Raw genomic sequence first — 26,186 nt, 5'->3', positions numbered from 1 at the left:
ACATTATGCAAATTAAAAAGACGATTGAACGGGTTCCGGGTGGAATGATGCTTATTCCATTATTGTTAGGGGCGATTATTAATACTTTTTTCCCTGCGGCCGGTAAAACTTTCGGATCCTTCACCAATGCCTTAATGACCGGGTCTCAGCCCATTCTGGCAGTATTTTTTGTCTGTATGGGGGCTACGCTCAACGTCAAAGCCACCCCATATATTCTGAAAAAAGGCGGCGCCTTGTTAGGTGCTAAAATCCTTACCGGGACGGCTCTGGGTTTTCTGGCTGCAGCCTTGATCCCGAACGGCTTAATGGTGGAACACGGACTATTGGCCGGTCTTTCAGTTCTGGCAATTGTAGCTTCCATGAATGATACCAACGGCGGGCTCTATATGGCTCTGATCGGGCAATTCGGCAGAAAAGAAGATGCTGCCGCTTATTCTGTTATGAGTTTGGAATCAGGCCCTTTCTTCACGATGATTGCCCTGGGGATGGCGGGAGTAGCGGCTTTTCCCCTGCCAACGCTGATCGGCACTATCCTGCCGCTGTTAATTGGTATGCTGCTTGGCAATCTTGATGAAGAAATGCGTGATTTTCTGGGCGGCGCTGCTCCTATCATGATTCCGTTTTTTGCTTTTGGCCTTGGCAATTCGCTTAATTTGGAAACCGTTTGGAAGGCCGGCCTGCTCGGATTATTAATGGGTGTGGGTGTTGTTGTCATCACCGGCACTGTCCTGATTATTGCCGACAAGCTTACCGGTGGTACCGGTGTGGCAGGCATAGCCGCGGCTACCACTGCCGGCAATGCCGCAGCGGTTCCGGCAGCCATTGCCGCAGTAGATCCGCGGTTTCTTCCCGTAGCGCCGTCAGCCACGATGCTGGTGGCCACCTGCGTAATTGTTACGGCAATCCTGGTGCCGATTGTCACAGCCTGGTATGCCAGGCGGGTAGCGGCTCAAACGGTACCACAGCCGTAATATTGCCCTGGCTTATAGAGTACGATTTATTTTAAATCTCTTGCTGAGCTTGTTCAGGTGACTCGAATTGAGCATCCTGAACAAGCTCTCTTTTTATTGCCTGGGAAGCGTGGGGACGTTCATTTTGCTTCTTGGCTAATTTATGATACAATAAATCAAAAACAGGAGAAAAGAGTATGGCAAGATGTGCGAGAGAAAAAAGTGTCAGCGGAATCTATCATATCATGATGCGCGGGATAAATCGTCAGGATATTTTTCTTGATGAGGACGACCGTTGCCGTTTTTTGGAAATTATAAAGCGAGTCCAGGAAAGCGGGAGTTGCAGTATTTACGGATATTGCTTAATGAACAATCATATCCATCTCTTGTTGCAGGAAAAAGAGGAAGAATTGTCGATTATTATGAAGCGTATTGGTACGAGTTATGCGTGGCGGTATAATAAAAAATATGATCGAGTGGGGCATGTATTTCAAAATCGTTTTCAAAGCGAGCCGGTTGACACGGAAGCATATTTGCTGGGCGTTTTAAGGTATATTCATAATAATCCTGTAAAAGCAAAACTGGTGGCAAAACCTGAGGATTACCAATGGAGTAGTTGTCAGGCCTATTATCAGGGGCAGGATTCTTCCGGTTTGGTCAATACTCCGTTTGTTCTATCTATATTAAACGGCAACGGGGAGGCGGCCATAAAGCAATTTGCCGATTTTATGCACCAGGAAAACGCTGATCAATTCATGGATTTCAAGGTAAAACAGCGAAAGAGCGATGATGATTTAGCTCAAGCAATTAAAGAACAGTTAAATGGACAGCCAATTGAACTGTTGCAAAATATGGATATAGCTATGCGTAATAAAATAATCAGGGAAATTAAAGAACTGGAAGGCGTAACACAACGGCAAATAGCCAGGGTAACCGGGATCCATCAAAGTATAATTTTTAAGGCATGAATTTTGCAGAGCGAATGGAAATAGATTAATTATATAAAAAATATGATGTTTGATTAATGAAATGAGGTTTAAGAAATGAATAGAGAACCTGACATGCTTGAAAGTACGGACGATTCCACACCACCGCCGAAACCGCCGTGGTACAGGCGAATCGGATTAGGCGGGGTAGTTACGGCCCTGTTTGCCCTCTTAAAGTGGAAGAGTATTTTAAGTTTTCTGCAAGGAATATTTTTTCTGTTAAAATTTAGTAAGTTTGGGGTTGCCACTTTATCCATGGTGGCAACGATTGGCGTATATGCCTGGTTTTATGGTATTTGGTGGGCAATCGGTTTTGTTTTGCTTATTGCGGTTCATGAATATGGTCACATGTTTGCCGCCAAGAGGCAGAATATCCCGGTAACCGCACCTGTCTTTATCCCGTTTTTAGGAGCGCTGATTGGCCTTAAGGAACAGCCGAAAGATGCAGCGACAGAGAGTATCATTGCCTATGGCGGTCCTGTTTTTGGCTTTTTAGCCACTGTGCTGGTGCATGCGGCTGCCTATGTATTTCAGTCACCGCTGTTGTTTTCTCTGGCTTTTACCGGTTACTTCCTCACACTGTTTAACCTCATCCCGGCCTCGCCGCTTGATGGCGGACGAATTGCCGGGGCCGTGTCTCCCTATATCTGGTTTTTGGGGATTCCCTTGATCGTAATTCTTATTTGGTTCAGTTTTAGCCCCATCTTATTTCTGGTTTTGCTTGCCGCAGTTCATCGTGCCTGGGAGTTCTGGAAGCACCGGAATGACGCCTATTACCACACCAATCCAGGATTTCGTTTTAAGATGGGAATAGGCTATCTGGTATTAATGCTGCTAAGCGGGATATTAACCTATGAAGCTCATCTTACGGCAGAGGCGCTGCGGCCGCGATGATCTCTGTGCTGCTTCTTGCTTCGGGGTGACATTATGAGAAAACAAATTTACAGCAAATTTATTTTTCTAACAGTATGGCAATAGTAAAATTATCTTCCTGATAAGGGTTGCCCGTAACATCACCAAATACTTTGCATACCTTAAAGCCTGCGTCATTTGCCTCCTTAATCAACGTTTCTTTTGTAAAATAACTATTCCACAAATAGTAAGTGGCTGTCTCTCTACTAGAAATAATAGAAATTTGCTCCAATGTAACATTGTTAGAATATTTATAGCACCCATTTAATACAACGTATTTATCTTCGCGCCAAAAACCGCCGTTATGGCAAATTTCCCATGTTTTCTTTTCTTGAAAATGGTTGTACTTAGCTGCTGAAAATACATCCAGCAAGAACTTCCCACCAGGTCGTAGATGATTAAATACCTTTTGCATAACAATTTGTCTGTCCGTTGTTGACAATGCGCCATAATCGCAATATATCATTATTGTAAAATCAAAAAGCTTATTCAAATCCATATCCAAATAGTTTTGATAAAGATATGTAATGTCTAAACCCTGCTCAAGTGACGAGTTTTGCGCATAGTCTATTGACCGCTTTGAAAAATCAATCCCGGTTACTTGATAGCCCACTGTTGCTAACCTTTCAGCATATATGCCAGGACCGCAGCCCATGTCAAGCAGTAACGGGAAATTTGAGGGTGGTACAATTTCTTTTATCCACGCAGTTGATTTTTCTATAAACGTTAATTTTCTGCTTGCGCCTTCAAATTCTGGGTCGAGGTGAGCTTTGAGCATTTGTTTGGAAATGTGCTCATCATTCCAAAATGCAACTTCTGATTTGGTGTAAAGAGGGGGTTTTTCTAAAACCCTGCTAATGCTGTTGAACATAATTGGTTTCTCCTTTAATTGGGCAAAATAAAAAGCCGTAGATTTTATTCTACGGCTCATCTCCTAAGGTGAAGAAAAGTTAAGAGTAAAAATAAAATCAAACATCAGGTACAAAAACTAAACTGTCAAAGCAGTTAGTTCTTAACCTATAGAATTGATTTTATCTACTCTTTTCCAGTCATACTTATGCTACTGATTTTATGACATCTGGTACGCCGGATGTTCATCACCTGCTCATTACATTTTATAAATTAACATTACAGTACATAGCGGCTTCTGTCAACTACAATCCATGAGAAGCATGGGGACGTTCATTTTGCTTCTTGTTAGTGAAACATGTCAAAAGAATAGTTAGGTACCTAATGAAAAAAGAATAAGAAAAAGTTGACAAAAATAGATGTGCAAGTATACTTGGGTATAGCGACTTATTCTCAGGGCGGGGCGTAATTCCCCACCGGCGGTGTATCAGGATACTGATGAGCCCGCGAGCGCTCTTTACATATAAAGAGGACAGCAGAACTGGTAAAAGCCAGTGCCGACGGTATAGTCCGGATGAAAGAGGATAGGCAGTCAACTAGTTTTCTCATGAATAAAATCTGCAATTTAGCATAGATGGGAGCCGTTGTCTGTCTGGTATGCCCTGATTCAGGTAAGTCCGACTAGAAATTAGGAGGAGATACTGTGAATCAAAATTTGTTAGCTCAATTTGGTGATGAATTTGAAAGGGTAGAGGCTGCGCTTGATGCCTTGCGCAGCGGGCGAGGGGTTTTAGTTACCGATGATGAAGACCGGGAAAATGAAGGGGATATCTTTTTTGCCGCCGAGTCTTTGACGAATGAGCAAATGGCCTTGCTAATCCGTGAAGGCAGCGGGATTGTGTGTTTGTGTTTACCGGAAGAAAGAGTTCAGGCCTTGAATTTGCCGATGATGGTGGAAGTGAACACAAGCAGCTTTGAAACTCCATTTACTGTCTCCATTGAAGCGGCAAACGGAGTTACTACCGGTGTTTCCGCTGCAGACCGTGTAACTACTGTAAAAGCAGCGATTACTGACCCTGTAAGACCTGAGGCGCTACGGCGTCCCGGACATATTTTCCCCTTGCGAGCCAAGCGCGGAGGTGTACTGGAAAGGGCGGGTCACACAGAGGCTAACGTAGATTTGATGAGAATGGCCGGTTTAAAACCTTACGGTGTATTATGTGAACTAACAAATGCCGATGGTACAATGGCAAGGCTGCCTGAAATCGTGGCGTTTGCCGGAAAAACCAATATGCCTGTAGTTGCGATAAGCGATATTATTGCTTATCAAAGCAAACGGCATACTGGCTGATTTCAGTAGGGAAGATTTATTTATAGATTAAGGGACATGTTGCTGACATGTCTCTTTTATTTTTTCTGAAGGCCCGCTCCGCATCCTTGTGGGCGCATATTCCGCTTCGCCTTCTTGGGGCTGTTTCCTTGCCTTGGCAGGTATATCTTTTATAATGACCAAGCCATATTTTGCTTTTGAATCATAACCATATTACGATATAAGCCGTCTTGTTTTAGCAAAGCATCGGGTTGGCCTTGCTGGGCGACATAGCCGTCAGACAGAACAACGATCTTGTCGGCATTGGCGATGGTTCTCATACGATGGGCAATGATCAAAACCGTTTTATTTTTAATGAGCTCTGCCAAAGCCGCCTGAATCTTTGTTTCATTTTCCACGTCCAACGAAGCGGTGGCTTCATCCAATAAGATGATGGGCGCATCTTTGAGAATTGCCCTGGCGATAGAAATACGCTGGCGTTCGCCGCCTGACAGTACGGAACCATTCTCGCCAATGACCGTATGATACCCCAGCGGCAGACGGGATACAAACTCATCACACATCGCCAGCCTTGCTGCTGCTGCTACTTCTTCATCCGTTGCATCACGTTTTCCCAGGCGGATGTTTTCCATGACAGTGTCATTAAATAAGGTGACATCCTGAAAGACAATCGCATAATGTTTCAGCAAAGCCTCCGGCTCGATTGTCGTTATATCCCGGCCGCCAAGCCTAACCGTACCGGAAGTTGCATCCCAGAAACGTGCCGCCAGTTTGGCAGCAGTACTCTTGCCGCCGCCGGAGGGACCTATCAGAGCTGTCACTTCGCCTTGTTTGGCAATGAAGGAAACATCCTTTAAAACCGGCTCAGCGGTGTTGTAGGCAAATGAAACATGGTCAAATTCGATGTCATAGCCATTCAATCGATAATCTTTTTCACCACATTGCACAGGTTGTGCTGCCATTTCCTGCATTCTGGCAATAGGAATTTCCGCCATAAAAATTTCAGCGACATTTGCCAATGTTTCGGACAAAGGATTGTACAATCTTGACGCCGTAATCAAAAAAATCAGGTATGTCAGCAAATCGGTTTTTCCTGTAATTAATAATTCACTTCCTACCAATATTACCGAAGCCAGGCCAAGCCTGAGCACCGCCTGTGCACCGGTCACAAAAGCGCCCAGGGTCAGTTCTGAATGAATATGCGCCTGTTCGGCGGCATCCAGTTTTTTGTCCAAGCCTTCCAGATACCGTTCTTGCATGTTGCAGGCCTTGATATCCTGGATGGTTTCAAGGCATTCCTGAATACCATCGGCACAAATTCTTTTGGCTTGATAATGCTTAAGCTCGGCCCGGTTCTGCAGATATTTTGAACCAATAATCATCATAAAGGCTGCCGGGATAACCCATAATACGGCAAGTCCCATACGCCAATCCATATACAAGAGGCCAATGGTAATGACAAGTGTGGAAAGCATAGCCCCAAACAATTGGGGAACAGCATGGGAAAAAGCATGTTCCAAGGTCGCGCAATCCCCCATAATGGTATTCGTTAAATCCGCCAAATCTCTTTTGCCAAAAAAGGACAAGGGCAACTGACGAAGTTTTTCCGCCAAATGAATCCTTCTTGCCGCGCTTTCCGTATAGGTGGAAAGAAATACGCTGGAATACTGCCAAAACTGGCACAGGTATAAAACGACGAACACCACGCCTACAAGCAGCGCATATTTCAGCAGGTTTGGTGTTGCGGTGCTTGTCCCCAGCAGCGGCTGTAACAGTTCATCCAGCAACATGATAAAAAGCCCGACAGGGAGCAGCATGCTAAGATCGGTCAAGGCACTATATAAACTGCCTTTGATTAAATCCCGGGCGCCTCTTTCGCTGAGAGCAAATTTATTTTGCAATAATGTGAGCATGTCCTGCCGCCTTTCCGACTTTCCAGGAAACGGAAGTCTGATATTCCTGCCACATGCTGGCATATACACCCTGTTGTTTTACTAAATGTTTATGAGAGCCTTGTTCCACAATCTGGCCCTGTTGCATGACTAAGATACAATCCACATTTGTAATGGAAGAAAGGCGATGGGCAATCATTAATACCGTTTTTCCTGCCGTCAGGTGCTCGAAGGCTTTTTGAATCTGATACTCATTTTCCGGATCGGCAAAAGCAGTGGCTTCATCTAAAATAATAATCGGCGCATCTTTTAAAATGGCTCTGGCTAACGCAATCCGCTGTTGTTCCCCGCCGGAAAGGTAAACACCGCCAGTTCCCACAACCGTATCAATTCCCTGCGGCATCTTAGCCAAAATATCATCGCACTGGGCCAGATGGGCGGCAGCAAGAGCTTCTCCCCGGCTTGCCTCCGGTTTGGCCGCACAAATATTTGAGAGCAGACTGGCTTTGAATAACTTGGTATTTTGGAATACAAAAGCGATTTTTTGCATTAAATCTTTTTCTTGAATCTCCCGTACATCGATTCCCCCGATGCTAACGCTGCCCTCAGTTACATCCCAAAAGCGCGGGACAAGGCTGGCCAACGTGGTTTTACCGCCGCCGGAAGCACCTACTAACGCATAGGTTTTTCCCTGCGGCACTGTAAAACTTACCTGATCAACCGCCGGCTGCAGATTGCCAGGATACGTAAAGGTCACATTTTCAAAACAAATACCGGTATCTTTCATTGATCCCTTCAGACTGCCTGCTGCAAGCGTTTTAGCCTGGATAATTTCATATACACGGCTAACCGCCTCTTGTGCCACCATGATACTTTCGCCCATACGCATGATTTTACTCATCATGGAAATGCACAAAGGGACAAACAGCATGTAGAAGATAAGATCCAAAAGGAATCCTTGATAATCTGCCGCTGTCAGGCTAAATAATATACCGATAGGAATCAAAAGCAGGGCTGGCAGGTTAATCGTGACGATAAAGCCAACAAAAGGTATACGGCATGATAAAGCAAAATCTGAGGCGAACTGCCAATATTTAAAAATTGATTTGTGGAAACTTTTAAAAGAATAAACGGTTTGCTGAAAGACCTTGACAACCGGAATTCCCCTGACATATTCAACAGCCGCCGTATTCATTTCCTCAAGGGCATTCAGGTAATGGTTCATACGGTCAGCTCTTGTGCCGCCCATCATACTTTTTAAAAAAAACAGGCTAAGCAGCGGTGGCAGTAAACAAACCAGACCCAGCCGCCAATCAAACATAAAGAAAACTGCCAAAATTGCTACAGGCATAACGATAGCGCCAGACATATCAGGCAATTGGTGAGCTAAAAAGGCATGTGTCAAACCGGCATTATCATCAATGATTTTTCTCAGTTTGCCGCTGGTATTTGTATTAAAATACCCTAGCGGTAAATTTACAATTTTATGCATAGCCTCTTTACGCATATTTTTTTCAACGCGAAAAGCAGCTAAATGAGAACATAGCAATGCTGCAAAATATAAAGCAATACTGGCAATGGCAAAGCCTACCGCCAGCCAGCCAAACGCAGCTGTTTGCCCAGCCTGGGAAAAATCCGGCAGCACTCTTAATAGATCACGAATCACGAACCATATGCAGATAAAGGGAACTATCGACAGTACGGAACTAAGCCCTGATAAAATCCAAGACAATATAAGCAGTATTCGGTAACTGCCGGCAAATTCAAACAATCTCGCAACCAATGGATTTTTTTGAGCAGTCACAGGTATCCCTCCCTAAAAAAGAAGTCCGCTGCAGCTTTGCAACTGATTTCTATTTTAAAGAAGATGCAGGGGAACTAATACTCCATATAAATCGGTTTAGCTCCATTTAGTCAATACGATTTCCGGTAAGCTGAAGGGGAGACATGCATAACAGCCTTAAAGGCGCTGGCAAACTTACTGGAATTTTCATAGCCGACGTTACCGGCAATTACCGTGATGCTGTCTTGCGTCTGTAGCAGCATAGCGGCTGCTGCCTGCATGCGATACATCCGTATATATGTATAAACAGGCATGCCGTAAACTGCTTTAAAACAAGCATTCATGGCAGTTAGGGATATATCGAATCGTCTTGATAATTCCTCTAAGGTAAAATGATATTCAATATGCTGTGTTAACAATTGTTTGATTTGTTTAATCTTGTTTACCTGGCTTTTTTGAAAATACGGACGATCTTCCGCTTGTGCCGAAGCATCAATGACACTGAGAAAAAGCAGCAATTCGAGCACCTTTAATTTGAAATAGCCGTATTTTATTTCATCGGGAATGGTATAGAGTTCTGAAAAGATATGGTGTATGGAATCTTTGGCCCGGATGATAAAACAGCGGTCGCCGGCACATAGTTTATCGCGCAGGGCATATAAATCAATTGAAATGTCCTTTAATACGGTGGAAATCATGGCAGCGGCCTGTTGGAGATCAATAAGGATTGATACGCCGTGATAATGTTCCAGCGGGAAGGTGGCATGCATGACCCGGTTACTCACTAAAGGATTGACAGCAAGATCGCCTGCACTCAAATACGTGTACAGGCCGTTGATAAATTCACATTCAAACCTTCCTTCGCGGCAATGGTTGATCTCCAAGGTATCCCTGTCTTCAAAAATGTGCTGAGGGCATTTACCTGTATGAAAATCGTTGTACGCCAGCCTGACACCGGGAAAAACCTGATAACTGGTGATACTTCCGGTTCCTTCGGCATTCTCCAGTTCGTAAACGGTACAGCCGTCTGACTGCCTGCTGATTTTTATATCGGCATAATATAAAGCGTTATCCCGTATTTGTTTCATAGCAGCACCTGCTTATTGATAATAATAATCAATTACATAATACGCAACAAAATGCTTTTTGTAAAGCTATGCTTGGCATTGCAAGATAGCGAGAATAAAGGAGATAGTTTGTCAAAAAAGCAGTAAAACTTTTATTTCTGTATCAATTTAACCCTTTCGCATTTTATTAAATTAAAGTAAAATAGGATTATGAATTTGAATAGATTAATATAGGCGGAGGGTTTATATGAAAAAAGCAATTATATTGGTAGTAATGCTGATGTTAGCAGGGATGATGTTGGCGGGGTGCGGCAGTACTGAAACGAAAGCGCCGGTCAAAAAGATTGTCATTGGTTTGGATGACAGTTTTCCGCCAATGGGCTTTAGGGATGATAAGAATAACATAGTTGGCTTTGATATCGATATGGCCAAAGAAGTTTCGAAAAGACTAAAAATGGATGTAGAGTTTAAAGCGATTGACTGGAGCACGAAAGAGTCGGAATTAAACGGCAAGCGGATTGATGCTTTGTGGAATGGGATGAATATTACGGAAGAGCGCAAAAAGAATGTATTGTTCAGCGACCCGTATATGGAAAGCAAGCAGCTCATCTTCGTACTTACCGGTTCGCCAATTAAAAGTTCTGCCGACCTGGCCGGCAAAGTGGTGGGGGTGCAGCAGTCGAGCATTGGCGACGAAGTTGTGACCAAGGATGATCAACTGAAAGCTTCTTTAAAAGACTTCAAAAAATATCCGGACTGTATTTCCGCATTTATGGACCTTAAATCAGGGCGGCTTGACGCTGTGGTAACAGATGAAATCCTTGGCAGATACTATATGTCTAAAGAAATGGGGCAATATGTGGTGCTCGAAAAGCCGATGGGCGAGGTAGGCAACTATGGCGTTGGCTTTAGAAAAGAAGATAAAGAGCTGCGCGACAAAGTGCAGACAGTGCTGAATGAAATGAAAAAAGACGGTACTTCCGCCCAAATCTCGCAAAAGTGGTTTGGTGCAGATATTGTGAAATAGGCTCATGGGGCTGTCGCATTAGGAAAGCCTCACAACAAAAAAATGGCAACCGACAGTAGTCGGGAGCCATTTTTTTGTTGTAAAATCAGTTTGTGCTAACTGAAAAATTACAAGCAAATTATACAACAGATGGAAACATATATCAACTAGTCTTACCCATGGACATCGGAGATATAATCCCGGCAGATGATTCGGTGCGACTACTCAGCGCGGTATTGGAAAGGATGGATTACAGCAAATTAGAGGCCGCGTACTCCCGTCTGGGCAGAATCGAGAGATCACCGAAACGTCTATTCAAAATCCTGGTCTATGGCTACATGAACGGCATCTATTCCAGCCGTAAGCTCGAACAGGCCTGTCGGCGGGATGTGAACTTCATCTATTTGTTGGGACGGGAAAAAGCCCCCGATCACGCGACTATTGCCCGGTTTCGCAGTGAACGACTGACTGAGGTGATAGACGACCTGTTCGCCCAGCTTGTCGGACAGTTGGCCGATGCAGGTGAATTGTCACTGTCGAGCGTATTTATCGACGGCACCAAGCTGGAGGCCAATGCCAACCGCTACAGCTTTGTCTGGAAGAAATCAACACAAAGCAATGAACAAAAGATGCAGGCCAAAATGAAAGTACAATTGCCGGTCCTTGCAGCAAAGCTGGGACTGCGCTTTCACGTCGGCCAGAAGATCAAAGCCAAAGACCTGAAAAAGCTGCGCAAACAGCTCAAAGTGCTGCAGGCGCGACAAGGCATCGTCTTTGTTAACGGTAAGGGGCAGCGTAAAAGTGTGCTGCAGCGGGCGGTGGAAACGGTGGAACAATACCTTCTCCGACAGAAAAAATATGACGACTACAACCACAGCTTCGGGGAACGCAACAGCTTTTCCAAAACCGACCGCGACGCCACGTTCCTGCGGATGAAAGAAGACCACATGAAAAACGGGCAGTTAAAGCCCGGCTACAATGCCACCTTGGCAGTGGATGCCGAATATATCGTAGGTGCCACTATCACTCAGGAGCGAAGCGACAGCCAGACCTTAATTCCAATGCTCAAGAAGCTTCAGGGATTGGGCTATACCAAGCCGGTAGCAGACGCAGGCTTTGAGAGCGAGGAAAACTACACCTGGTGCGAAGAAAACAAACTAACCGCGTTCATTAAACCGGCCAATTATGAAAAGGCCAAAACCCGCAAGTACAAGAGCGATATCGGCAGGCGGGAAAATATGCCCTACGCTGAGAGCAGTGACAGCTATCGCTGCCACAAGGGCCACCCAATCCGGGCGGCATATGAGAAAAAGACCCGGTCTAAGGCGGGCTATGCCATTGTGACAACAGTCTACACCTGCACCGAGTGTGCCGGCTGTGAGCATAAGGCCCAATGCATCAAAGGGAAAAGCAAGACACCGCTTGAAGAGAGGAGCAAGAACCTGTATGTATCCAAAACCTTTCTCCGACAAAGGCGGCAAATGCAGGAGCGTATCCAAAGCAAAGCAGGCATCCTGCTGCGCCTAAACCGTTCCATTCAGGTAGAGGGAGCCTTTGGGGTACTCAAACAGGACATGGGCTTCCGGCGATTTCTGCTGAGGAGCAGCATCAAAGTGCAGACGGAATTTCTCTTACTGTGTATGGGGTACAACCTAAACAAACTCCACAACAAGATCCAAAAGGACCGGTGTGGAACCTATTTACATATTCCTAAAACAGCCTGACAAGCATATACATATTTTTTCTTAGGGGGAAAGCTTTCCTCTGTTTTGTCATGCCCATAAGCCCGCCAGTGGGTTTATTTTTCTGCGTTTGTCTGCCTGTTTCTTGCCTGTTTACTCAAAAAAAGGGCGTCGCTTTGCGTTTTTTTGAAAAAACGTTTTGCGACAGCCCCAGTTTTTTTATTGTACTCCTATTGAAATCCCCCAAGCTCTGGTATATAATGTAATTGGGCATATGCTCAATTAAGGAGGCCTGATGATTGGTGCCAAGACAGCGTTGTTGCGGTTTGGTTGACGAAGAGCCCTTATGCCGGAAATTTACTCCCGACAGGGAGAACGGCCAGAAGCCGGTTGTTGTTCAGATAGAAGAGCTGGAAGCCATTCGCCTAAAAGATGTCAGGGGTTTTGAGCAGGCTGTTTGTGCATCAGTCATGGGACTATCCAGACCTACATTTCAGAGAATTTTACAGTCTGCCAGGATCAAAGTGGCGATGGCACTAGTAGAAGGGCGGGCCATTATTATTGAAGGAGGGAATTATATTATGAAAAACCGGGTGTTTGAATGTGCAGAGTGTAAGCATGTGTGGGAAGAGGCTCCCTGTACGGAAGGCGGTAAACACGGCTATGAGATTGCCTGTCCGCAATGTGGCAGCATGAAGAAAATGAAGCTGGAAAATGGAGTAAAACATGCCTGTGGTGGCGGTCAGCATCAGCATGGTCATGGCGGTGGCTGCTGCGGCGGACACTGATTTCGGGCTAACGTATGGGAAATAACCCAAGCAACCTGCCGGTTTAAAGGCAGGCTGCTTGGGTTATTTTGCATACCTGAGGGTATTGATTTTTTTCCCAACCTGTTTAAGTTTGCAGGATAAGAGTGTCTGGGTGAAGAACATTTACAGCTATATTATCCTTTTCCAGGTGTAATAATGAATAAGTGGAAATGGGGGAATTTGCGATGATTTGGTTAGGCGCTATCATTGTTTTATTAACGTTTGCGGCAATCATTAAGCGGTATGAGACGAGAATGGTTTTATTTGTTTCCGGTCTTCTCATGGCGCTGCTTTCAGGCAAGCCGCTTGAGGCTATTGATGCCTTTGGCAAAGCCATGGTTAATCCCACATTGGTTACGGTTATTTGTACCGTTATGGGGTTTGCGTATGTCATGAAATTAACAAAATGCGATGCTCATTTGGTTCACTTATTGGCAGGCGGGTTAACAAAGTTCCGGGCTGTTTTGATTCCAGGCACAGTTATTATAACCTTTGCTATTAATATTGCTTTACCCAGTGCCGCCGGCTGCGCTGCTGCCGTTGGCGCGATCATGATTCCGGCTCTGATTGGGGCCGGGGTTCACCCGGCTATCGCCGGCAGTGCCGTACTGGCCGGAACCTGGGGCAGTACGTTAAGTCCCGGCGCTACTCATAATCCCTTTGTTGCCAAACTGGCCAATACCGATGTTATGACAGTAATTGCCGTATTAACTCCGGCCGATTTAGCGGCTTTGGCAGTTGTTGTGATTACTTTGACTGCAGTTGCTTATATCCGCAAAGAACATCATGTTGAGGGACAGTCGGTTATTGACGGTAATGATTTAGGAGAATTCAAAGTCAACATCATTAAAGCCATGGTGCCGATTGTGCCATTGGTGCTGCTGGTATTAGGCAGCAAGCAGGTACAGGTTATTCCCGAGGTCACCGTGCCGCAAGCCATGCTGTTTGGCGTAATTCTTGGTTTTGTTGTTACCTGGGTCAATGCCCAGGAAATTTCCAAGCAGTTTTTTGCCGGTATGGGGGATGCTTTTGGCAGTGTTGTGGGTATTATAGTGGCAGCTGCCGTCTTTAACGAAGGCATGAAGCTTATTGGGCTTACCGGTGCTTTGATTGAAGCCATGAAACATTCGGAAAGCATTGCCAAACTGGCTGCCACCTTCGGTCCGTTTATTATTGCTGTCCTTTCCGGTTCAGGTGACGCCGCCACATTGGCGTTCAACGGCGCCATTACGCCGCATGCGGCGCAGTTCGGTTTCGGCATTATTGAGATGGGCCAGCAGGCTCAGGTGGTTGGTGCGCTGGGACGTTCCATGTCGCCGGTTGCCGGAGCGGCTATTGTATGCGCCGGTTTAGCCAAAGTCAATCCGATTGAACTGACCAAACGCAATGCGCCGGCCATGGTGCTGGCCGCGATAACAACCATGCTGGTGCTGTTGTAGTGGATACTGCCACGGCCTGCATTAAGGCATTATAGAAATCTTTAGGAGGAGTTTATGGGAATAAATTTTGTCGCGCTAGCTGAAAAACTAACCGAAAAAACCATTGCCAGGCGCCGGGACTTTCATAAATATCCTGAGTCTGCCTGGACGGAATTCCGTACAGCAGCCATAGTGGCCGATACGCTGTCGGCGCTGGGGTATCAGGTATTGGCCGGTGATGAAGTTATTGATGCCCAGGCGATGATGGGCGTGCCGGCAGCAGCGGAACTGGAGCGGCATGCCAAACGGGCGTTGGCGCAAGGGGCAAAGCCGCAGTGGGTTGATAAGCTGCAGGGCGGTAAAACCGGGGTTATCGGTGTACTGACCTGTGCTAAGCCCGGGCCTACGGTTGGTCTGCGGTTTGATATGGATGCCAATGATGTGGTGGAGGCAGAGGATGTGAGTCACCGGCCGTTCAAAGAAGGCTTTGCCTCGGTTAACCGTGGGGCTGCGCATGCCTGCGGCCATGACGGTCACACGGCTGTCGGTTTAGCTGTTGCCGAGATATTGGCTTCGGTTAAAGAGCAGCTTAGCGGTACGATTAAACTTATTTTCCAGCCGGCTGAGGAAGGTGTACGGGGTGCCCGGGCGATGTCGGTCAAAGGGGTAGTCGATGATGTGGATTACTTTCTGGGTCTGCATCTTGGCTTCAATACCAAGCAAACCGGCCAACTGGCTTGCCGCATTGAGGGCTTCCTGGCTACCACTAAGCTTGACGCCATATTTACCGGTGTTCCCGCCCATGCCGGCGCCGCGCCGGAAGCAGGCCGCAACGCCCTGTTGGCAGCGGCTGCGGCGGCGCTTAACCTGCATGCCATTGCCAGACACAGTCAGGGACCGACCCGGATTAATGTTGGCCAGCTTGAGGCCGGAACCGGCCGCAATGTGCTGCCGGCCAATGCGATTATCAAATTAGAGACGCGCGGCACAACCAGCGCTCTCAATGAGTACATGTTTACCGAGTCGCAGCGGATTATCAAGGCGGCTGCCGACATGTACGGCGTACAGGTGGAAACCCGGGAAATGGGCGGCGCGGCAGGAGCTGAGAATGACCTTTGCTTGGTGGAGCGGGTGGAAAAGGTTGCCGCAGGACTGGGTATTTTTAAAGAGATTATGCCCAGCTGTTACTTTGGCGCCAGTGAGGATTGCACTTACTTTATGGAGCGGGTGCAGCAGCGCGGCGGCAAAGCAGCCTATATTATGATTGGGGCGGCACTGGTTGCCGGACACCATGATTCACGGTTCGACTTTGATGAAGCGGCATTAACCGAGGCAGTGGCATTGGTGAGTGCGACGGCGGCAGATTTGCTGCAAGCGTAAGCGGTAATAGGATTCAAAGACCTGAACTTTGTCATAGGTTCAGGTCTTTTATTCATAAGATCATAATAAAGTGAGTACTATATTGTTATCTCTGTTTGCAAGAGAAAGGAGCCATAATGGATAATAAAATTTTAGAGAAATATGCGCAATTAGTAGTCAAAACCGGCGTCAACATTCAACCCAAGCAGACGCTGGTCATTACCTCGCCGCTGGAATGCGCTCCGTTTGCCCGGGCTATTGCCACGGCAGCTTATCAGTCAGGTGCGCGGGAAGTAGTTATGAACTGGAAAGACGAATTGTCGGCCAAAATTAAATTTTTACATGCACCTGACGAGATTTTTGATGAATTCCCTGACTGGCAAAAGGATTTTTACCTGTCCTATGTAAGAAAGGGGGCCGCCTTTGTCAGCATTGCCGCTTCAGATCCCGAACTGCTGAAGGAGGTAAATTCCGAGCGGGTGGTCAGGGCACAAAAGGCCAGCAATACAGCGCTTAAGGAATACCGTGAACATACTATGAGCAATAAGAATGCCTGGAGCGTTGTATCGGTTCCCACCCTTGCCTGGGCCAAGCGGGTATTCCCCGAAGCGGCGGACGAGGAGGCTGTTGCGAAACTGTGGGCAGCTATCGTGAAGGCGGTGCGGGTGGATGCCGCTGATCCGGTCGCCGCCTGGCAGGAGCACAGCCGGGCATTGAAACAAAGTATGAATAAATTAAATGCCCACAAATTTACTTTGCTGCATTATAAAAATTCATTGGGAACCGATATCAAGGTCGAATTGCCTGACGGGCATATCTGGCTTGGCGGGCCGGAACACACCACCGCCGGCATTGAATTTGTCGCCAACATGCCGACAGAAGAAGTATTCACCATGCCGAAAAAGACAGGGGTAAACGGCATTGTTTTCAGCGCCAAGCCTTTAAATTATAATGGTACACTTATCGATAACTTCTCGCTTACCTTCAAAGAAGGACGTATTATTGACTGTACGGCCGGCCAGGGCCTGGAAGTGCTGCAGAAGCTGATTGAAACCGATGAAGGCTCGCATTATCTGGGGGAAGTGGCGCTGGTACCGCACAATTCACCGATTTCCAATTCCAATATTTTGTTTTATAACACTCTGTTTGATGAAAATGCCTCCTGCCACTTTGCCATCGGCAAGGCATATCCCATTTGTATCGAAAATGGTGTGTCCATGGACCCGCAGCAATTGGAACAAGCCGGCGTAAATGATTCTATGGTGCATGTTGACTTTATGATCGGTACCCCCGATCTTGAGATTACAGGCATTACGGCAACCGGTGAGACCATACCTGTGTTTAAAAACGGTAATTTTGCCGGTTAAGTAAAAGGCGGGCTTGCCCCACGCGCTCACAATGGCAGGGAACTCTGCGTCATTGCGAACAGGAAGCGGGGTAAGCCTGTCTTTTTGCGTCTACCGGAAGGTATGAGTTTTGCGCGCAACACAAGGTCCGGCACGTGCGGCCGGGAGGCCTTTTGTTTAAAACGGACAAATCAAGCCGGACAAATTGGCCTGTGTGGATGATGCAAAAAAGCCGCAAGAAAAGTACAATTAAGGAAAAGCTATTAAGGTCAAGTGATTAAGAAACAGAAGGGGTGTTATTTTATTATGAGTCAACAGGAAATGGTCTTAGTAACCAAAGCAGAATTGCATCAGTTGATTAAAAATAAGGTAATGAAGGCTGGTTTGCCTGAGGATCATGCGCAGGAGGTTGCTAATCATTTAGCCTATGCCGACAGCAGAGGTGTACATTCCCATGGGGCTGTGCGCGTGGAATATTATTCAGAACGGATAAACAAAGGCGGCAGCAATGCAAAGCCGAATTTTTCCTTTAGAAAAACCGGTCCGAGCACCGGCATTTACGAAGGGGACAATGCGGTAGGGATGGTTGTTGCCACAAACGGTATGATTGAAGCCATCAAGATGGCTAAAGAAACCGGAATTGGTTTTGTCGGCATGCGCAATCTGGGACACTGCGGCACGCTCTCCTATTTCCTCAGAATGGCTACCGACGAAAATATGATTGGTATGTCCATGTGCCAGTCTGACCCGATGGTTGTACCTTATGGTTCTGCCGACCCGTATTTCGGCACAAATCCTATCGGTTTTGCCGCTCCCTGTGCCGGCGGTCCGCCCATTGTATTTGATATGGCGACTACCGTAGGGGCCTGGGGCAAAATTATCGATGCCAGATCTAAAAACAAGGCAATTCCCGACACCTGGGCGGTAGATAAAACCGGACATCCTACCACCGACCCCTTTGCCGTTGCCGGCCTTGTGGCTATTGCCGGTTCCAAGGGATATGGCCTGATGATGATGGTTGATATCTTGTGCGGCTCCCTGCTGGGCATTCCGTTTGGCGGTCATGTAAGTTCGATGTATGCCGACCTTTCTGCCGGTCGTGAACTGGGACAAATCCATCTGGTAATCAATCCGGAGCATTTTATCGGTCTTGATAATTTCAAAAATAATATACGCAAAATGGTGGATGAGATTCATGCACTTCGCCCGGCTGCCGGTTTTGACAGGGTGCTGGTTCCTGGTGAATCTTCCGAAAAGAAAGCTCAGGATTATGAAAAGAACGGCATTCCCATTGTAAAAGAAATTTATGATTATCTTGTCAGTGATGACATTCATTTCAATCGTTATGAGGGAAAAAGCGCTTTTGCTTCCGATACATTAGACTAAACGCATAACGAGCAGGTAAAAAGCCCGGGGGCTATGAAGGTTTTCTTCATAAGCTCCCGGGCTTTATTTGTCCTGAGGCGCGGGCGGCCGTCATGCAAGGCTGCGACGCTGGCGCTTAACCTCTGCTTATGCACAACGGCCGCCCGCGCCTCAGGACTGTTGACGGTCTCACGATTCGGACAACAGCAGGGCCAGCCGGAGTTGCAGGGAAAAATCCGGGTTGGAGAGCGGCGTGTCTAATATTTCATTTAATCTGGCGATCCGGTATTTTACTGTGTTGCGGTGGATATAGAGGGCCCGGGCCGTTTCGGCGATATCGCCCTGACAATCCAGGTAGGTTTGCAGCGTTTGCCGGAGAATAACCTGCGTTTCCTGCTGGGGGTAGGCCAGTGATTTTAACACACAGGTACAGAAGTGGCGGGCATGGTCCTGCGGGACAAAACGCAAAAGCTCTGCAACATCCTGGGAGAAATAAGTGCGGAAAAATGCTTTCTTGCCCTCCCGCCTGCATTGGTGATACACTTCTTCGGCCTCAATGCGCGAGAAGGCCACAGACTGAAGTGAATTAACCGGATTCCCGGCGGCACAGGAGATGGAAACAGCGAGATAGGTGGTCATTTGCTCGCTAATGAAGGCAATAGCATTTTCCAAATTTTCGACAGGACTTTGCAAGAGCACTAATATTTTTTCACTTTTATGGGAAGAAAAGAAAAGAGCGGTTTTACCCAGAATTTCAGTATGGCGTTCCAGCCAGTCGTACACAAGGGAATACAGGTCAAACCGTGCAGAATGCTGTTCCTCCATCAGGTCGTCAATTCCTAAAACCAGGAATTGATAGTAATCGGAAGCAATCAAACCAAGATCGCTGCCCTGCCCCAGAAAAACGGCGGTGTCAATATTGCTGGCATTATGGGTTAGCCGCCGCAAAACATCCTCGCGTATTCGCCGGTGCAGTTCTTTAAGCTTTTGGTTTTTATACAGGGAAAAAGCGATGGCGGCGGCAGTCTGCTCAATGACCAGATAGGAGAAAGGATAAGGGATTTTTTCTTTTTCCAGCACAATCAGCAGGTGGGGGTGGGCGGAAGCGGCCCAAACGGGAAAGAACCATGCGGTAAACGGATGGGGGGCCTGAATATAGAGCGAAGAGGGTATGGCGGCGGCCGGTGAGTCTTTCAGCTTGTCAGAGCTTTTTATGGCAGCCAGCGTCTCTTCCATTTCACCGGTTTTTGTGCCTCGGGGCAGGGAAGTGTCAATGATTTCAAAAAAGGGATCTGTTAAAAATACTGTCTGCCGGATTGTGCGGCTGAGATGGGTGAGAATTGTGGAAATCGGGGTGTCCTTGACAAGCATCTGGGAATATTCATGCTGGATTTTCAAAGCACTTAGCAACTGCTGGTTTTCCACATTCCAGAGATAGGAAAGGAGATGATGGCAGGTTACACCCAGTGTCCAGGAGTTCGGAATCTGGATCAGGGGGAAACCAAGCTTATCGGCGGTTGCGAGAATAGAGGGCTCGAGGCTGTCGATAAAACGGCCCAGCTTTACGCAGATTCCGGCAATAGGGACCCGGTTCAGATCCTCGATCATTTGACAGAAGCCGGCCGGATCATCCTTAAAGGCCATGCCGGTTGTTATCAGGAGCGAATGGGGTTTGATAAAATGGGTAATGTCCGGCGTCTCCGAAATATCGGCGCTGTCCACTTTGCGTGACAAATCGGCAGACTGGTTCAACACCAGCATTTGCGAGAAAGGTGCATTTGTTAAAAGCTCGGCAATAGAAGTCATACTCTCTTTTCCAGCCATTCTATTATTTCGTCATAGGCTAATCTGCCTGCTTCATCGTTAAGATCCCTGTCAAAGTCGTGGACTTCTTTATAGATGGTTATCAGGGTTGAATCCGGAATCAGCTTAAGCAGTGATTTGCTCATCCGGTATGGCACATCGGGGTCTAAGGTGGCGGCTGCCAGAATTGTCGGCGGCAACGCCCGGAGTGCTTCATCTGTTAATGAGTATTTTGCCGGATCTTCCGGCCCGCAGAGGTAGGTTAACCAGGTGCCTTCCTGTCTGGCTTTTATATACAGCGAAAATCTCTCAGCCATTGGGCCAGAGGTCACCGGGCCGTCTGCAATAATGTTAGCAATGTATTCATCCGGTACCTTGGCTAACTGGTTATAATGCTTGCTGGGGGTGGTGAACTGGCTATCGGTAAGCCTGGCATAGCCGTAAAAGCTTATAATAGCAGCCGGCAGCCGGGCTTTATTTTTAATCAGCCTGTCACACAGCATAAAAGCAAGATAGGCTCCTGCCGATCTTCCCATTAGCACATAGTTGTTATTGTTTAACTTAAACACACTGTCGGTATTGTTCAAATAGTAGGAAAGCATAGCGAAAGCTGAGGTAAAAATCTGGTCTAAACTGGATTCCGGCGCCAAAGGATAATCTAACGCCAAAAAGTCATAGCCGGCCTGCAAGAATTTGTTGATATACAGTTCCGGCAGGTCGTCTCTTACCCCATAGAGCAGTCCGCCGCCGTGCAAATAAATAATTGTCGTGTTCTTGCTTTTGTTTTTTGCCCGCTGCAGGCTGGCATGCAGTTTTATATTTTCTGCAGTTATCAAGCTGAAAATTTCTGTTTCATTCATGCTTTTTTCTCCCGTCAATTAGTTTAAACAGTCTGGCCGCTATTTGAATCTGCAGCAGTTCCTCCGGGTTCGCAAAATCGACGTTTAGGATATTTTTTATTTTGGCGACCCGGTATCTTACTGTCTTGGAGTGCAGAAACAGCTTTTCCGAGGTAAGAAAGTAGTTTTGATTGGTGTCCAGAAAGGTTTGCAGCGTATCAAACAGCAGCGGATAGTGGTGCCGGAAATTAGCTATTCGGGGAGATATGAACTTCTCAAGATCGTCCAGGTTATTTGAGTCCAGGAACAGTTTATAAATTCCCAGCTCTTCGTAGGGCAATATGTTATTGGAACCATGGAACAGCCGTAATATCTTTTCCGTATCCAAAACCTCTCTGTGGGCTTTTAGCAGGCTTAGTTTTTCTACTTTCGAGCTGAGGCTTACATTGTAATAAAAATTGTCAAACACATTGCCGGCAACCAGTGAATTCATTGTTTTTTCAATGGCGGGCGGCGTAAGGCCGGCTTTCTCATCGCTGAAATTGAATACAAATACCACGGTATCCAACTTTTCCAGAAACACTATGTCCTTGAAAATAGTTTTGAAGGTAAGCCAGATTTGTCTCAGCGTCTGGGGCATGAGATCTTTATCCACATTTTTCTTTTCGTCCCGGGGATAAAGCTTGATAAGCACTACCTGATAGTACTTATGTTTTTTTATATTAAGGGATTCCAGCACCTCGTCAATATCCTTTTCCTCATACAGCCGGTCATTCAGCAAGTCGTTGATAATGTTATTTTTTTGTTGAAATAGATTTTGGGAGATTACATACTTTTTTAATAATTCCATTTGCAGAAACTTGACGCCATTTTCTATTACCATAAAATCTTCTGAACTAATTTGTTCCGGCAACTCGTGGATAACAAGTTCATAGTCGTCATGGCCGAGATGGGGTATATGAACCCTGATCTGTTTGCCGGCTATGGGGGGATTGGTGCCATTATACAGCACATCTCTACGTTCATATTTAAAATGCATGTATTTTTCCGTTAACACTTCACGGGTATCCACAACTGTTATGTCGGCAAGTCCGGGGTTGGTGCTGATTTCAATCCCTTTTGTCGAGTTAATGAGACTCACATCACGCAGGATCATTTTTTTAAACTCCCGCAATATCACGTCCATTGACGGCATTTTCAGCGCCAGCTTGGTCAGCTCGCTATGTACCTCGTAGTACTTGTTCAGCAGGTTCATATTTTTATTGACTATGGGTCCTAATATTTCCAGGATGATAGCTTCATATTTTACATCTTTGTTAATTTGGATTAAAGGAATGGCATGTTTATCACAAAGCTCAATAATTTTATCCGGTATGTGAGTAACCAGTCTGTCGATTTTAATTATGAACGCGCTGATGCCTACATTATGGAGTTTCTCGAAAAATACTTCCAGCTCGCTCTCGCTCAAATGCTGCAGGGCAAAAAAACTGGTAAGGATTACTTCGCCATAACGCCCCCAGTTTGCAATATCAGTGGCCTCAAGTACATTGACGCCGGTTATTTCGTTTAAAACTCCGCTATTGCCGGCGATTAATTTTGCTCCATAAAGCATTTGCATATTTAATATTTCTTTAATGTTCATTTTGTTGCTCCTTTTTTGTCCTTTGAGGATAAAAAAAACGCTATTTTTATAATTTTTATGCCAATGATAATGCAAAAAAAAAATGTTATAATGACAGTGATTTAGTTAACAAAATATTAACACAATAAAGGGGAAATGGAAATGCTCTTTACGGTAATTAAGAAAAATAGTTACCAGGATTCTATTAATCTTATGTTACTCACAAATTCCATTAATACTATTGCCGGTATAACAAAATGTTCTATCATGATGGGAACTGCCGCCAATAAGGACATCCTTAAAAATGGCGGACTGCTTACTGCTGAAGGGGAAGCTGCGGCTCCCAGCGATATGATTATTGTAGTTGAGACTGCCGATGAAAAAATTGTTGAAACCGTTCTTAGCGAAGCAGACAAGTTCTTGAATGACCTGGCTGTTAAGAAAAAGAGCACAGGCGCCCTTAGTGTAACCAGCATAGACGCGGCATTGGAGGAAATGCCTGATGCCAATGTAGCACTGTTTTCCATCCCCGGCGAGTACGCTGTTGAGGAGATTGAACAAGCTCTTGATAAAGGCTTGCATGTATTTTCCTTCACCGATAATATCGCGCTGGCAGATGAAGTGAGACTTAAGCAAAAGGCCCATGAAAAAGGACTGATGCTGATGGGGCCTGACTGCGGCACCGGCATTATTTCCAGCATTCCCATAGCATTTACCAATGTTGTCAGACCCGGCAACATCGGCATCGTCGGTGCCTCCGGCACCGGCATACAAGAGGTTACTACCATCATCGACAGACTTGGCGGCGGCGTTGTGCATGCCATCGGCACAGGCGGCCGTGACTTAAGCGAAGAGGTCAACGCCATTACCGCCCGGGATGCCATCCTGGGACTGGAGCATCATGATCCTACCGACGTAATTGTTGTTATTTCCAAACCGCCGGCCAAGAAAGTCCGGGATGAAATTGTAGAACTGCTGCATAGTCTTAGCAAACCGGTAGTCGCCATATTCCTCGGCGAGAAGCCGGACCACCATGAAGGCAATGTATATCTGGCGCATACGCTTGAAGAAACTGCCATGATTGCCGTAGACCTGGCTAAGAACAAACCGGTTAAGCCCAACTATATGGAAGCCATCACCTACGAAGTAAAGACCCCGCTGGCACCGGAAAAAACCGTAAAAGGACTGTATTCAGGCGGTACGCTGGCTGCCGAGGCGGGAATGCTCATCGCCGAAGCCCTGGAGCTTGGGAAATTGACCAAACAAGAGGGTTATATCCTTAATGCCAACGGCTACCAGGTCATGGATCTGGGAGATGACATCTATACCCAGGGCAAACCCCATCCCATGATTGATCCGGAAATCAGGATTAACAAGATCAGAGAATATGCCCAGGACGCCAACACCGGCGTAATTCTCCTGGACTGCGTACTGGGCTACGGCTCGCATCCCGATATGGCCAAAGCTTTGTCACCAGCTATCAAGGAAGCTATACAAACATCCAGGGAAAATGGGCGGAAACTCTATTTTGTCGCCACTGTTTGCGGCACAGAGTATGATCCGCAAAGCTACCAGGCAGCAATCAAAACCCTGAAAGAATGCGGTGTATTGGTTGAGGAAAGCAATGCCAAGGCAGTAAGGCTTGCCCTCAAATTAAAGGGGATAGACTACAAAGAGCAGGATAAGCACGTAGTCGCAAAACAGGGGGGAAAGAAAGTACTGCCTGAAATCAGTGACAGTGTAAATGACCTCTTAAACTCCAAACCCCGCATTGTCAACATTGGTCTTACCAGCTTTACCGATTCTATCTTTGCCTATGGCGGCAAAGCCGTGCAATATGACTGGAGACCGGCGGCAGGCGGCGATAAGCGGCTTATCAAGATCTTAAACGCACTGAAGAAAATTGAAGAAATTGAAACAGCCAACAATGAAGTTATCGACAGGATGAAAAGCTCACAGCCCTTCCTGGTTGATGTAGTGCCTGCCAAATCCGTAATCGGCATCTTAAATGATAAAGTGCTTTTGCACGCCGGACCTCCTATCGAATATAAGGACATGACCGGCCCGGGGCAAGGTGCTTGCATTGGCGCAGTATTATTCGAAGGCTGGGCCAAGGATGAAAAAAGCGCCAGACAACTGCTGGAAAGCGGCGGCGTAACATTCTCACCCTGCCATCATGTAAATGCAGTAGGCCCGATGGGCGGCATCACCTCAGGCAACATGCCGGTGCTGGTAGTAGTCAATAAGCTGGATGACTCCATCGGTTACTGTATCATGAACGAAGGCATCGGCAAAGTGCTGAGATTCGGTGCTTATTCGGAAGAAGTCATCAACAGATTAAACTGGATGAGAGATACGTTAGGACCGGTATTGTCCAAAGCGCTGCAGCGCAAAGAGGGCGGCCTGAACCTGAACGTACTCATTGCCAAAGCCATTACCATGGGTGATGAATTCCACCAGAGAAATATAGCTGCCACCCTGGTATTCCTGAAAGAAATTACTCCGTTAATTACCGAGCTTGACATTGACCAAAAAGAAAAATACGAGGTCATAAAATTCCTGGCCGATACTGATCAGTTCTTCCTGAACATCATGATGGCGGCCAGCAAATCCATTGTCGACTGCGCCAGAAAAGTTACCAGCGGTACTGTGGTTACCACCATGGCCAGAAATGGACGCAATTTTGGCGTAAGAATCAGCGGTATGGGTGACGAATGGTTCACCGCACCGGTTAACACCCCCAACGGACTGTACTTCACCGGCTATTCGGAAAGCGATGCAAACCCGGATATTGGCGACAGTGCCATCACCGAAACGGTGGGCGTCGGCGGTATGGCCATGGTTGCGGCTCCGGGGGTTACCCGCTTCGTCGGTGCGGGCGGTTTCCAGGATGCGCTGAAAGTATCCAACGAAATGGATACCATCTGTATTGCCAATAATTCCAACTGGAGTATTCCCACCTGGGATTTCAAAGGAGCCTGCCTGGGTATTGACGCCAGAAAAGTAGTTGCAACCGGTACTACGCCGCTCATCAATACAGGCATAGCGCATAAAAACGAGGGAGTAGGCCAGATCGGGGCCGGCACCGTGCGTGCGCCGCTGGCTTGCTTTGAAAAAGCAGTCATTGCCTATGCGAAAAAACTAGGGATAGACGTTGAATAGGGATGAA

The 26,186-nt window shown here is 46.6% G+C and carries 19 protein-coding genes and 1 riboswitch; of the genes, 12 read left to right on the top strand and 7 right to left on the bottom strand.

Going from position 1 to position 26,186, the window contains the following annotated elements; translation table 11 throughout:
- Nucleotides 1-5: 5 nt before the first annotated feature.
- The 3 genes from SPSPH_RS17790 (at nt 6) to SPSPH_RS17780 (ending at nt 2,830) form a co-directional block, all read left to right on the top strand.
- Complete coding sequence (locus SPSPH_RS17790) at nt 6-971, top strand: 2-keto-3-deoxygluconate permease (protein WP_075757804.1); 966 nt, start codon at nt 6-8, stop codon at nt 969-971.
- Nucleotides 972-1,147: 176 nt separating this feature from the next.
- Nucleotides 1,148-1,918 carry an REP-associated tyrosine transposase gene (locus SPSPH_RS17785; protein ID WP_075757805.1) on the top strand — a complete coding sequence of 257 codons (771 nt, stop codon included), beginning with the start codon at nt 1,148-1,150 and terminating at the stop codon, nt 1,916-1,918.
- A 75-nt stretch (nt 1,919-1,993) separates the two neighbouring features.
- Complete coding sequence (locus SPSPH_RS17780) at nt 1,994-2,830, top strand: site-2 protease family protein (protein ID WP_083945715.1); 837 nt, start codon at nt 1,994-1,996, stop codon at nt 2,828-2,830.
- Nucleotides 2,831-2,888: 58 nt separating this feature from the next.
- On the opposite strand, the gene SPSPH_RS17775 is transcribed toward SPSPH_RS17780, so the two are convergent.
- Nucleotides 2,889-3,719, bottom strand: coding sequence for a class I SAM-dependent methyltransferase (locus SPSPH_RS17775; RefSeq protein WP_075757806.1), 831 nt, complete (start codon nt 3,717-3,719; stop codon nt 2,889-2,891).
- Nucleotides 3,720-4,142: 423 nt separating this feature from the next.
- Nucleotides 4,143-4,287, top strand: a riboswitch (FMN riboswitch).
- 113 nt (nt 4,288-4,400) lie between these two features.
- Between SPSPH_RS17775 and ribB the strand changes: the two genes are divergently transcribed.
- On the top strand, nt 4,401-5,048 hold the full coding sequence (gene ribB / locus SPSPH_RS17770) for a 3,4-dihydroxy-2-butanone-4-phosphate synthase (RefSeq protein ID WP_075757807.1): 648 nt from the start codon (nt 4,401-4,403) through the stop codon (nt 5,046-5,048).
- 149 nt (nt 5,049-5,197) lie between these two features.
- Here ribB and SPSPH_RS17765 read toward each other — a convergent pair whose 3' ends face one another.
- From SPSPH_RS17765 to SPSPH_RS17755, 3 genes are all read right to left on the bottom strand, one after another.
- Nucleotides 5,198-6,940 (bottom strand): ABC transporter ATP-binding protein, encoded by a 1,743-nt coding sequence (locus tag SPSPH_RS17765; RefSeq protein ID WP_075757808.1) that lies wholly within the window; start codon nt 6,938-6,940, stop codon nt 5,198-5,200.
- Nucleotides 6,918-8,723 (bottom strand): ABC transporter ATP-binding protein, encoded by a 1,806-nt coding sequence (locus SPSPH_RS17760; protein ID WP_075757809.1) that lies wholly within the window; start codon nt 8,721-8,723, stop codon nt 6,918-6,920. The genes SPSPH_RS17765 and SPSPH_RS17760 overlap by 23 nt, the downstream gene beginning before the upstream one ends.
- A gap of 110 nt (nt 8,724-8,833) precedes the next feature.
- The gene (locus SPSPH_RS17755) at nt 8,834-9,790 is read right to left on the bottom strand and encodes a helix-turn-helix domain-containing protein (RefSeq protein WP_075757810.1); all 957 of its coding nucleotides are present in this window, start codon (nt 9,788-9,790) and stop codon (nt 8,834-8,836) included.
- A gap of 226 nt (nt 9,791-10,016) precedes the next feature.
- Between SPSPH_RS17755 and SPSPH_RS17750 the strand changes: the two genes are divergently transcribed.
- The 7 genes from SPSPH_RS17750 to allD all read left to right on the top strand — a co-directional run bounded on the left by SPSPH_RS17750 (nt 10,017) and on the right by allD (nt 18,775).
- On the top strand, nt 10,017-10,796 hold the full coding sequence (locus SPSPH_RS17750) for an amino acid ABC transporter substrate-binding protein (protein WP_075757811.1): 780 nt from the start codon (nt 10,017-10,019) through the stop codon (nt 10,794-10,796).
- A gap of 92 nt (nt 10,797-10,888) precedes the next feature.
- Nucleotides 10,889-12,499: an IS1182 family transposase gene (locus SPSPH_RS17745; RefSeq protein ID WP_269147940.1), complete on the top strand. Its 1,611-nt coding sequence runs from the start codon at nt 10,889-10,891 to the stop codon at nt 12,497-12,499.
- Nucleotides 12,500-12,759: 260 nt separating this feature from the next.
- The gene (locus SPSPH_RS17740; RefSeq protein WP_075757231.1) at nt 12,760-13,245 is read left to right on the top strand and encodes a DUF134 domain-containing protein; all 486 of its coding nucleotides are present in this window, start codon (nt 12,760-12,762) and stop codon (nt 13,243-13,245) included.
- Between the two features lie 206 nt (nt 13,246-13,451).
- Nucleotides 13,452-14,705 carry a C4-dicarboxylate transporter DcuC gene (gene dcuC / locus SPSPH_RS17735; RefSeq protein WP_075756934.1) on the top strand — a complete coding sequence of 418 codons (1,254 nt, stop codon included), beginning with the start codon at nt 13,452-13,454 and terminating at the stop codon, nt 14,703-14,705.
- A gap of 54 nt (nt 14,706-14,759) precedes the next feature.
- Nucleotides 14,760-16,064 (top strand): amidohydrolase, encoded by a 1,305-nt coding sequence (locus SPSPH_RS17730; RefSeq protein ID WP_075756935.1) that lies wholly within the window; start codon nt 14,760-14,762, stop codon nt 16,062-16,064.
- Between the two features lie 116 nt (nt 16,065-16,180).
- On the top strand, nt 16,181-17,410 hold the full coding sequence (locus SPSPH_RS17725) for an aminopeptidase (RefSeq protein WP_181382937.1): 1,230 nt from the start codon (nt 16,181-16,183) through the stop codon (nt 17,408-17,410).
- A 285-nt stretch (nt 17,411-17,695) separates the two neighbouring features.
- Nucleotides 17,696-18,775 carry an ureidoglycolate dehydrogenase gene (allD, locus tag SPSPH_RS17720; RefSeq protein WP_075756936.1) on the top strand — a complete coding sequence of 360 codons (1,080 nt, stop codon included), beginning with the start codon at nt 17,696-17,698 and terminating at the stop codon, nt 18,773-18,775.
- Nucleotides 18,776-18,943: 168 nt separating this feature from the next.
- On the opposite strand, the gene SPSPH_RS17715 is transcribed toward allD, so the two are convergent.
- From SPSPH_RS17715 to SPSPH_RS17705, 3 genes are read right to left on the bottom strand one after another with little or no spacing between them, the layout of a single operon-like run.
- Nucleotides 18,944-20,578 (bottom strand): PucR family transcriptional regulator, encoded by a 1,635-nt coding sequence (locus tag SPSPH_RS17715; RefSeq protein WP_083945643.1) that lies wholly within the window; start codon nt 20,576-20,578, stop codon nt 18,944-18,946.
- The gene (locus SPSPH_RS17710; protein WP_075756938.1) at nt 20,557-21,417 is read right to left on the bottom strand and encodes an alpha/beta hydrolase; all 861 of its coding nucleotides are present in this window, start codon (nt 21,415-21,417) and stop codon (nt 20,557-20,559) included. The genes SPSPH_RS17715 and SPSPH_RS17710 overlap by 22 nt, the downstream gene beginning before the upstream one ends.
- On the bottom strand, nt 21,410-23,038 hold the full coding sequence (locus SPSPH_RS17705; RefSeq protein WP_075756939.1) for a PucR family transcriptional regulator: 1,629 nt from the start codon (nt 23,036-23,038) through the stop codon (nt 21,410-21,412). The genes SPSPH_RS17710 and SPSPH_RS17705 overlap by 8 nt, the downstream gene beginning before the upstream one ends.
- Before the next feature lie 141 nt (nt 23,039-23,179).
- Here SPSPH_RS17705 and fdrA point away from each other — a divergent pair, with 141 nt between their 5' ends.
- Nucleotides 23,180-26,179: a DUF1116 domain-containing protein gene (gene fdrA, locus SPSPH_RS17700; protein ID WP_075756940.1), complete on the top strand. Its 3,000-nt coding sequence runs from the start codon at nt 23,180-23,182 to the stop codon at nt 26,177-26,179.
- Nucleotides 26,180-26,186 lie beyond the last annotated feature (7 nt).

Origin of the sequence: Sporomusa sphaeroides DSM 2875 (assembly GCF_001941975.2) — a bacterium.
GTDB lineage: Bacteria > Bacillota > Negativicutes > Sporomusales > Sporomusaceae > Sporomusa > Sporomusa sphaeroides.
Note: the sequence above shows the minus strand (reverse complement) of the source record. Positions and strands in the feature narration are given on the sequence as shown.

Excerpts from the sequence above, each read along its gene's own strand:
- SPSPH_RS17790 (WP_075757804.1), top strand. The coding sequence starts at position 6 with ATGCAAATTAAAAAGACGATTGAACGGGTTCCGGGTGGAATGATGCTT.
- SPSPH_RS17730 (WP_075756935.1), top strand. The coding sequence starts at position 14,760 with ATGGGAATAAATTTTGTCGCGCTAGCTGAAAAACTAACCGAAAAAACC.
- SPSPH_RS17705 (WP_075756939.1), bottom strand. The coding sequence starts at position 23,038 with ATGAACATTAAAGAAATATTAAATATGCAAATGCTTTATGGAGCAAAA.
- SPSPH_RS17755 (WP_075757810.1), bottom strand. The coding sequence starts at position 9,790 with ATGAAACAAATACGGGATAACGCTTTATATTATGCCGATATAAAAATC.
- SPSPH_RS17775 (WP_075757806.1), bottom strand. The coding sequence starts at position 3,719 with ATGTTCAACAGCATTAGCAGGGTTTTAGAAAAACCCCCTCTTTACACC.
- dcuC (WP_075756934.1), top strand. The coding sequence starts at position 13,452 with ATGATTTGGTTAGGCGCTATCATTGTTTTATTAACGTTTGCGGCAATC.
- fdrA (WP_075756940.1), top strand. The coding sequence starts at position 23,180 with ATGCTCTTTACGGTAATTAAGAAAAATAGTTACCAGGATTCTATTAAT.
- SPSPH_RS17765 (WP_075757808.1), bottom strand. The coding sequence starts at position 6,940 with ATGCTCACATTATTGCAAAATAAATTTGCTCTCAGCGAAAGAGGCGCC.
- SPSPH_RS17710 (WP_075756938.1), bottom strand. The coding sequence starts at position 21,417 with ATGAATGAAACAGAAATTTTCAGCTTGATAACTGCAGAAAATATAAAA.
- SPSPH_RS17715 (WP_083945643.1), bottom strand. The coding sequence starts at position 20,578 with ATGGCTGGAAAAGAGAGTATGACTTCTATTGCCGAGCTTTTAACAAAT.
- SPSPH_RS17750 (WP_075757811.1), top strand. The coding sequence starts at position 10,017 with ATGAAAAAAGCAATTATATTGGTAGTAATGCTGATGTTAGCAGGGATG.
- allD (WP_075756936.1), top strand. The coding sequence starts at position 17,696 with ATGAGTCAACAGGAAATGGTCTTAGTAACCAAAGCAGAATTGCATCAG.
- SPSPH_RS17725 (WP_181382937.1), top strand. The coding sequence starts at position 16,181 with ATGGATAATAAAATTTTAGAGAAATATGCGCAATTAGTAGTCAAAACC.
- SPSPH_RS17785 (WP_075757805.1), top strand. The coding sequence starts at position 1,148 with ATGGCAAGATGTGCGAGAGAAAAAAGTGTCAGCGGAATCTATCATATC.
- SPSPH_RS17780 (WP_083945715.1), top strand. The coding sequence starts at position 1,994 with ATGAATAGAGAACCTGACATGCTTGAAAGTACGGACGATTCCACACCA.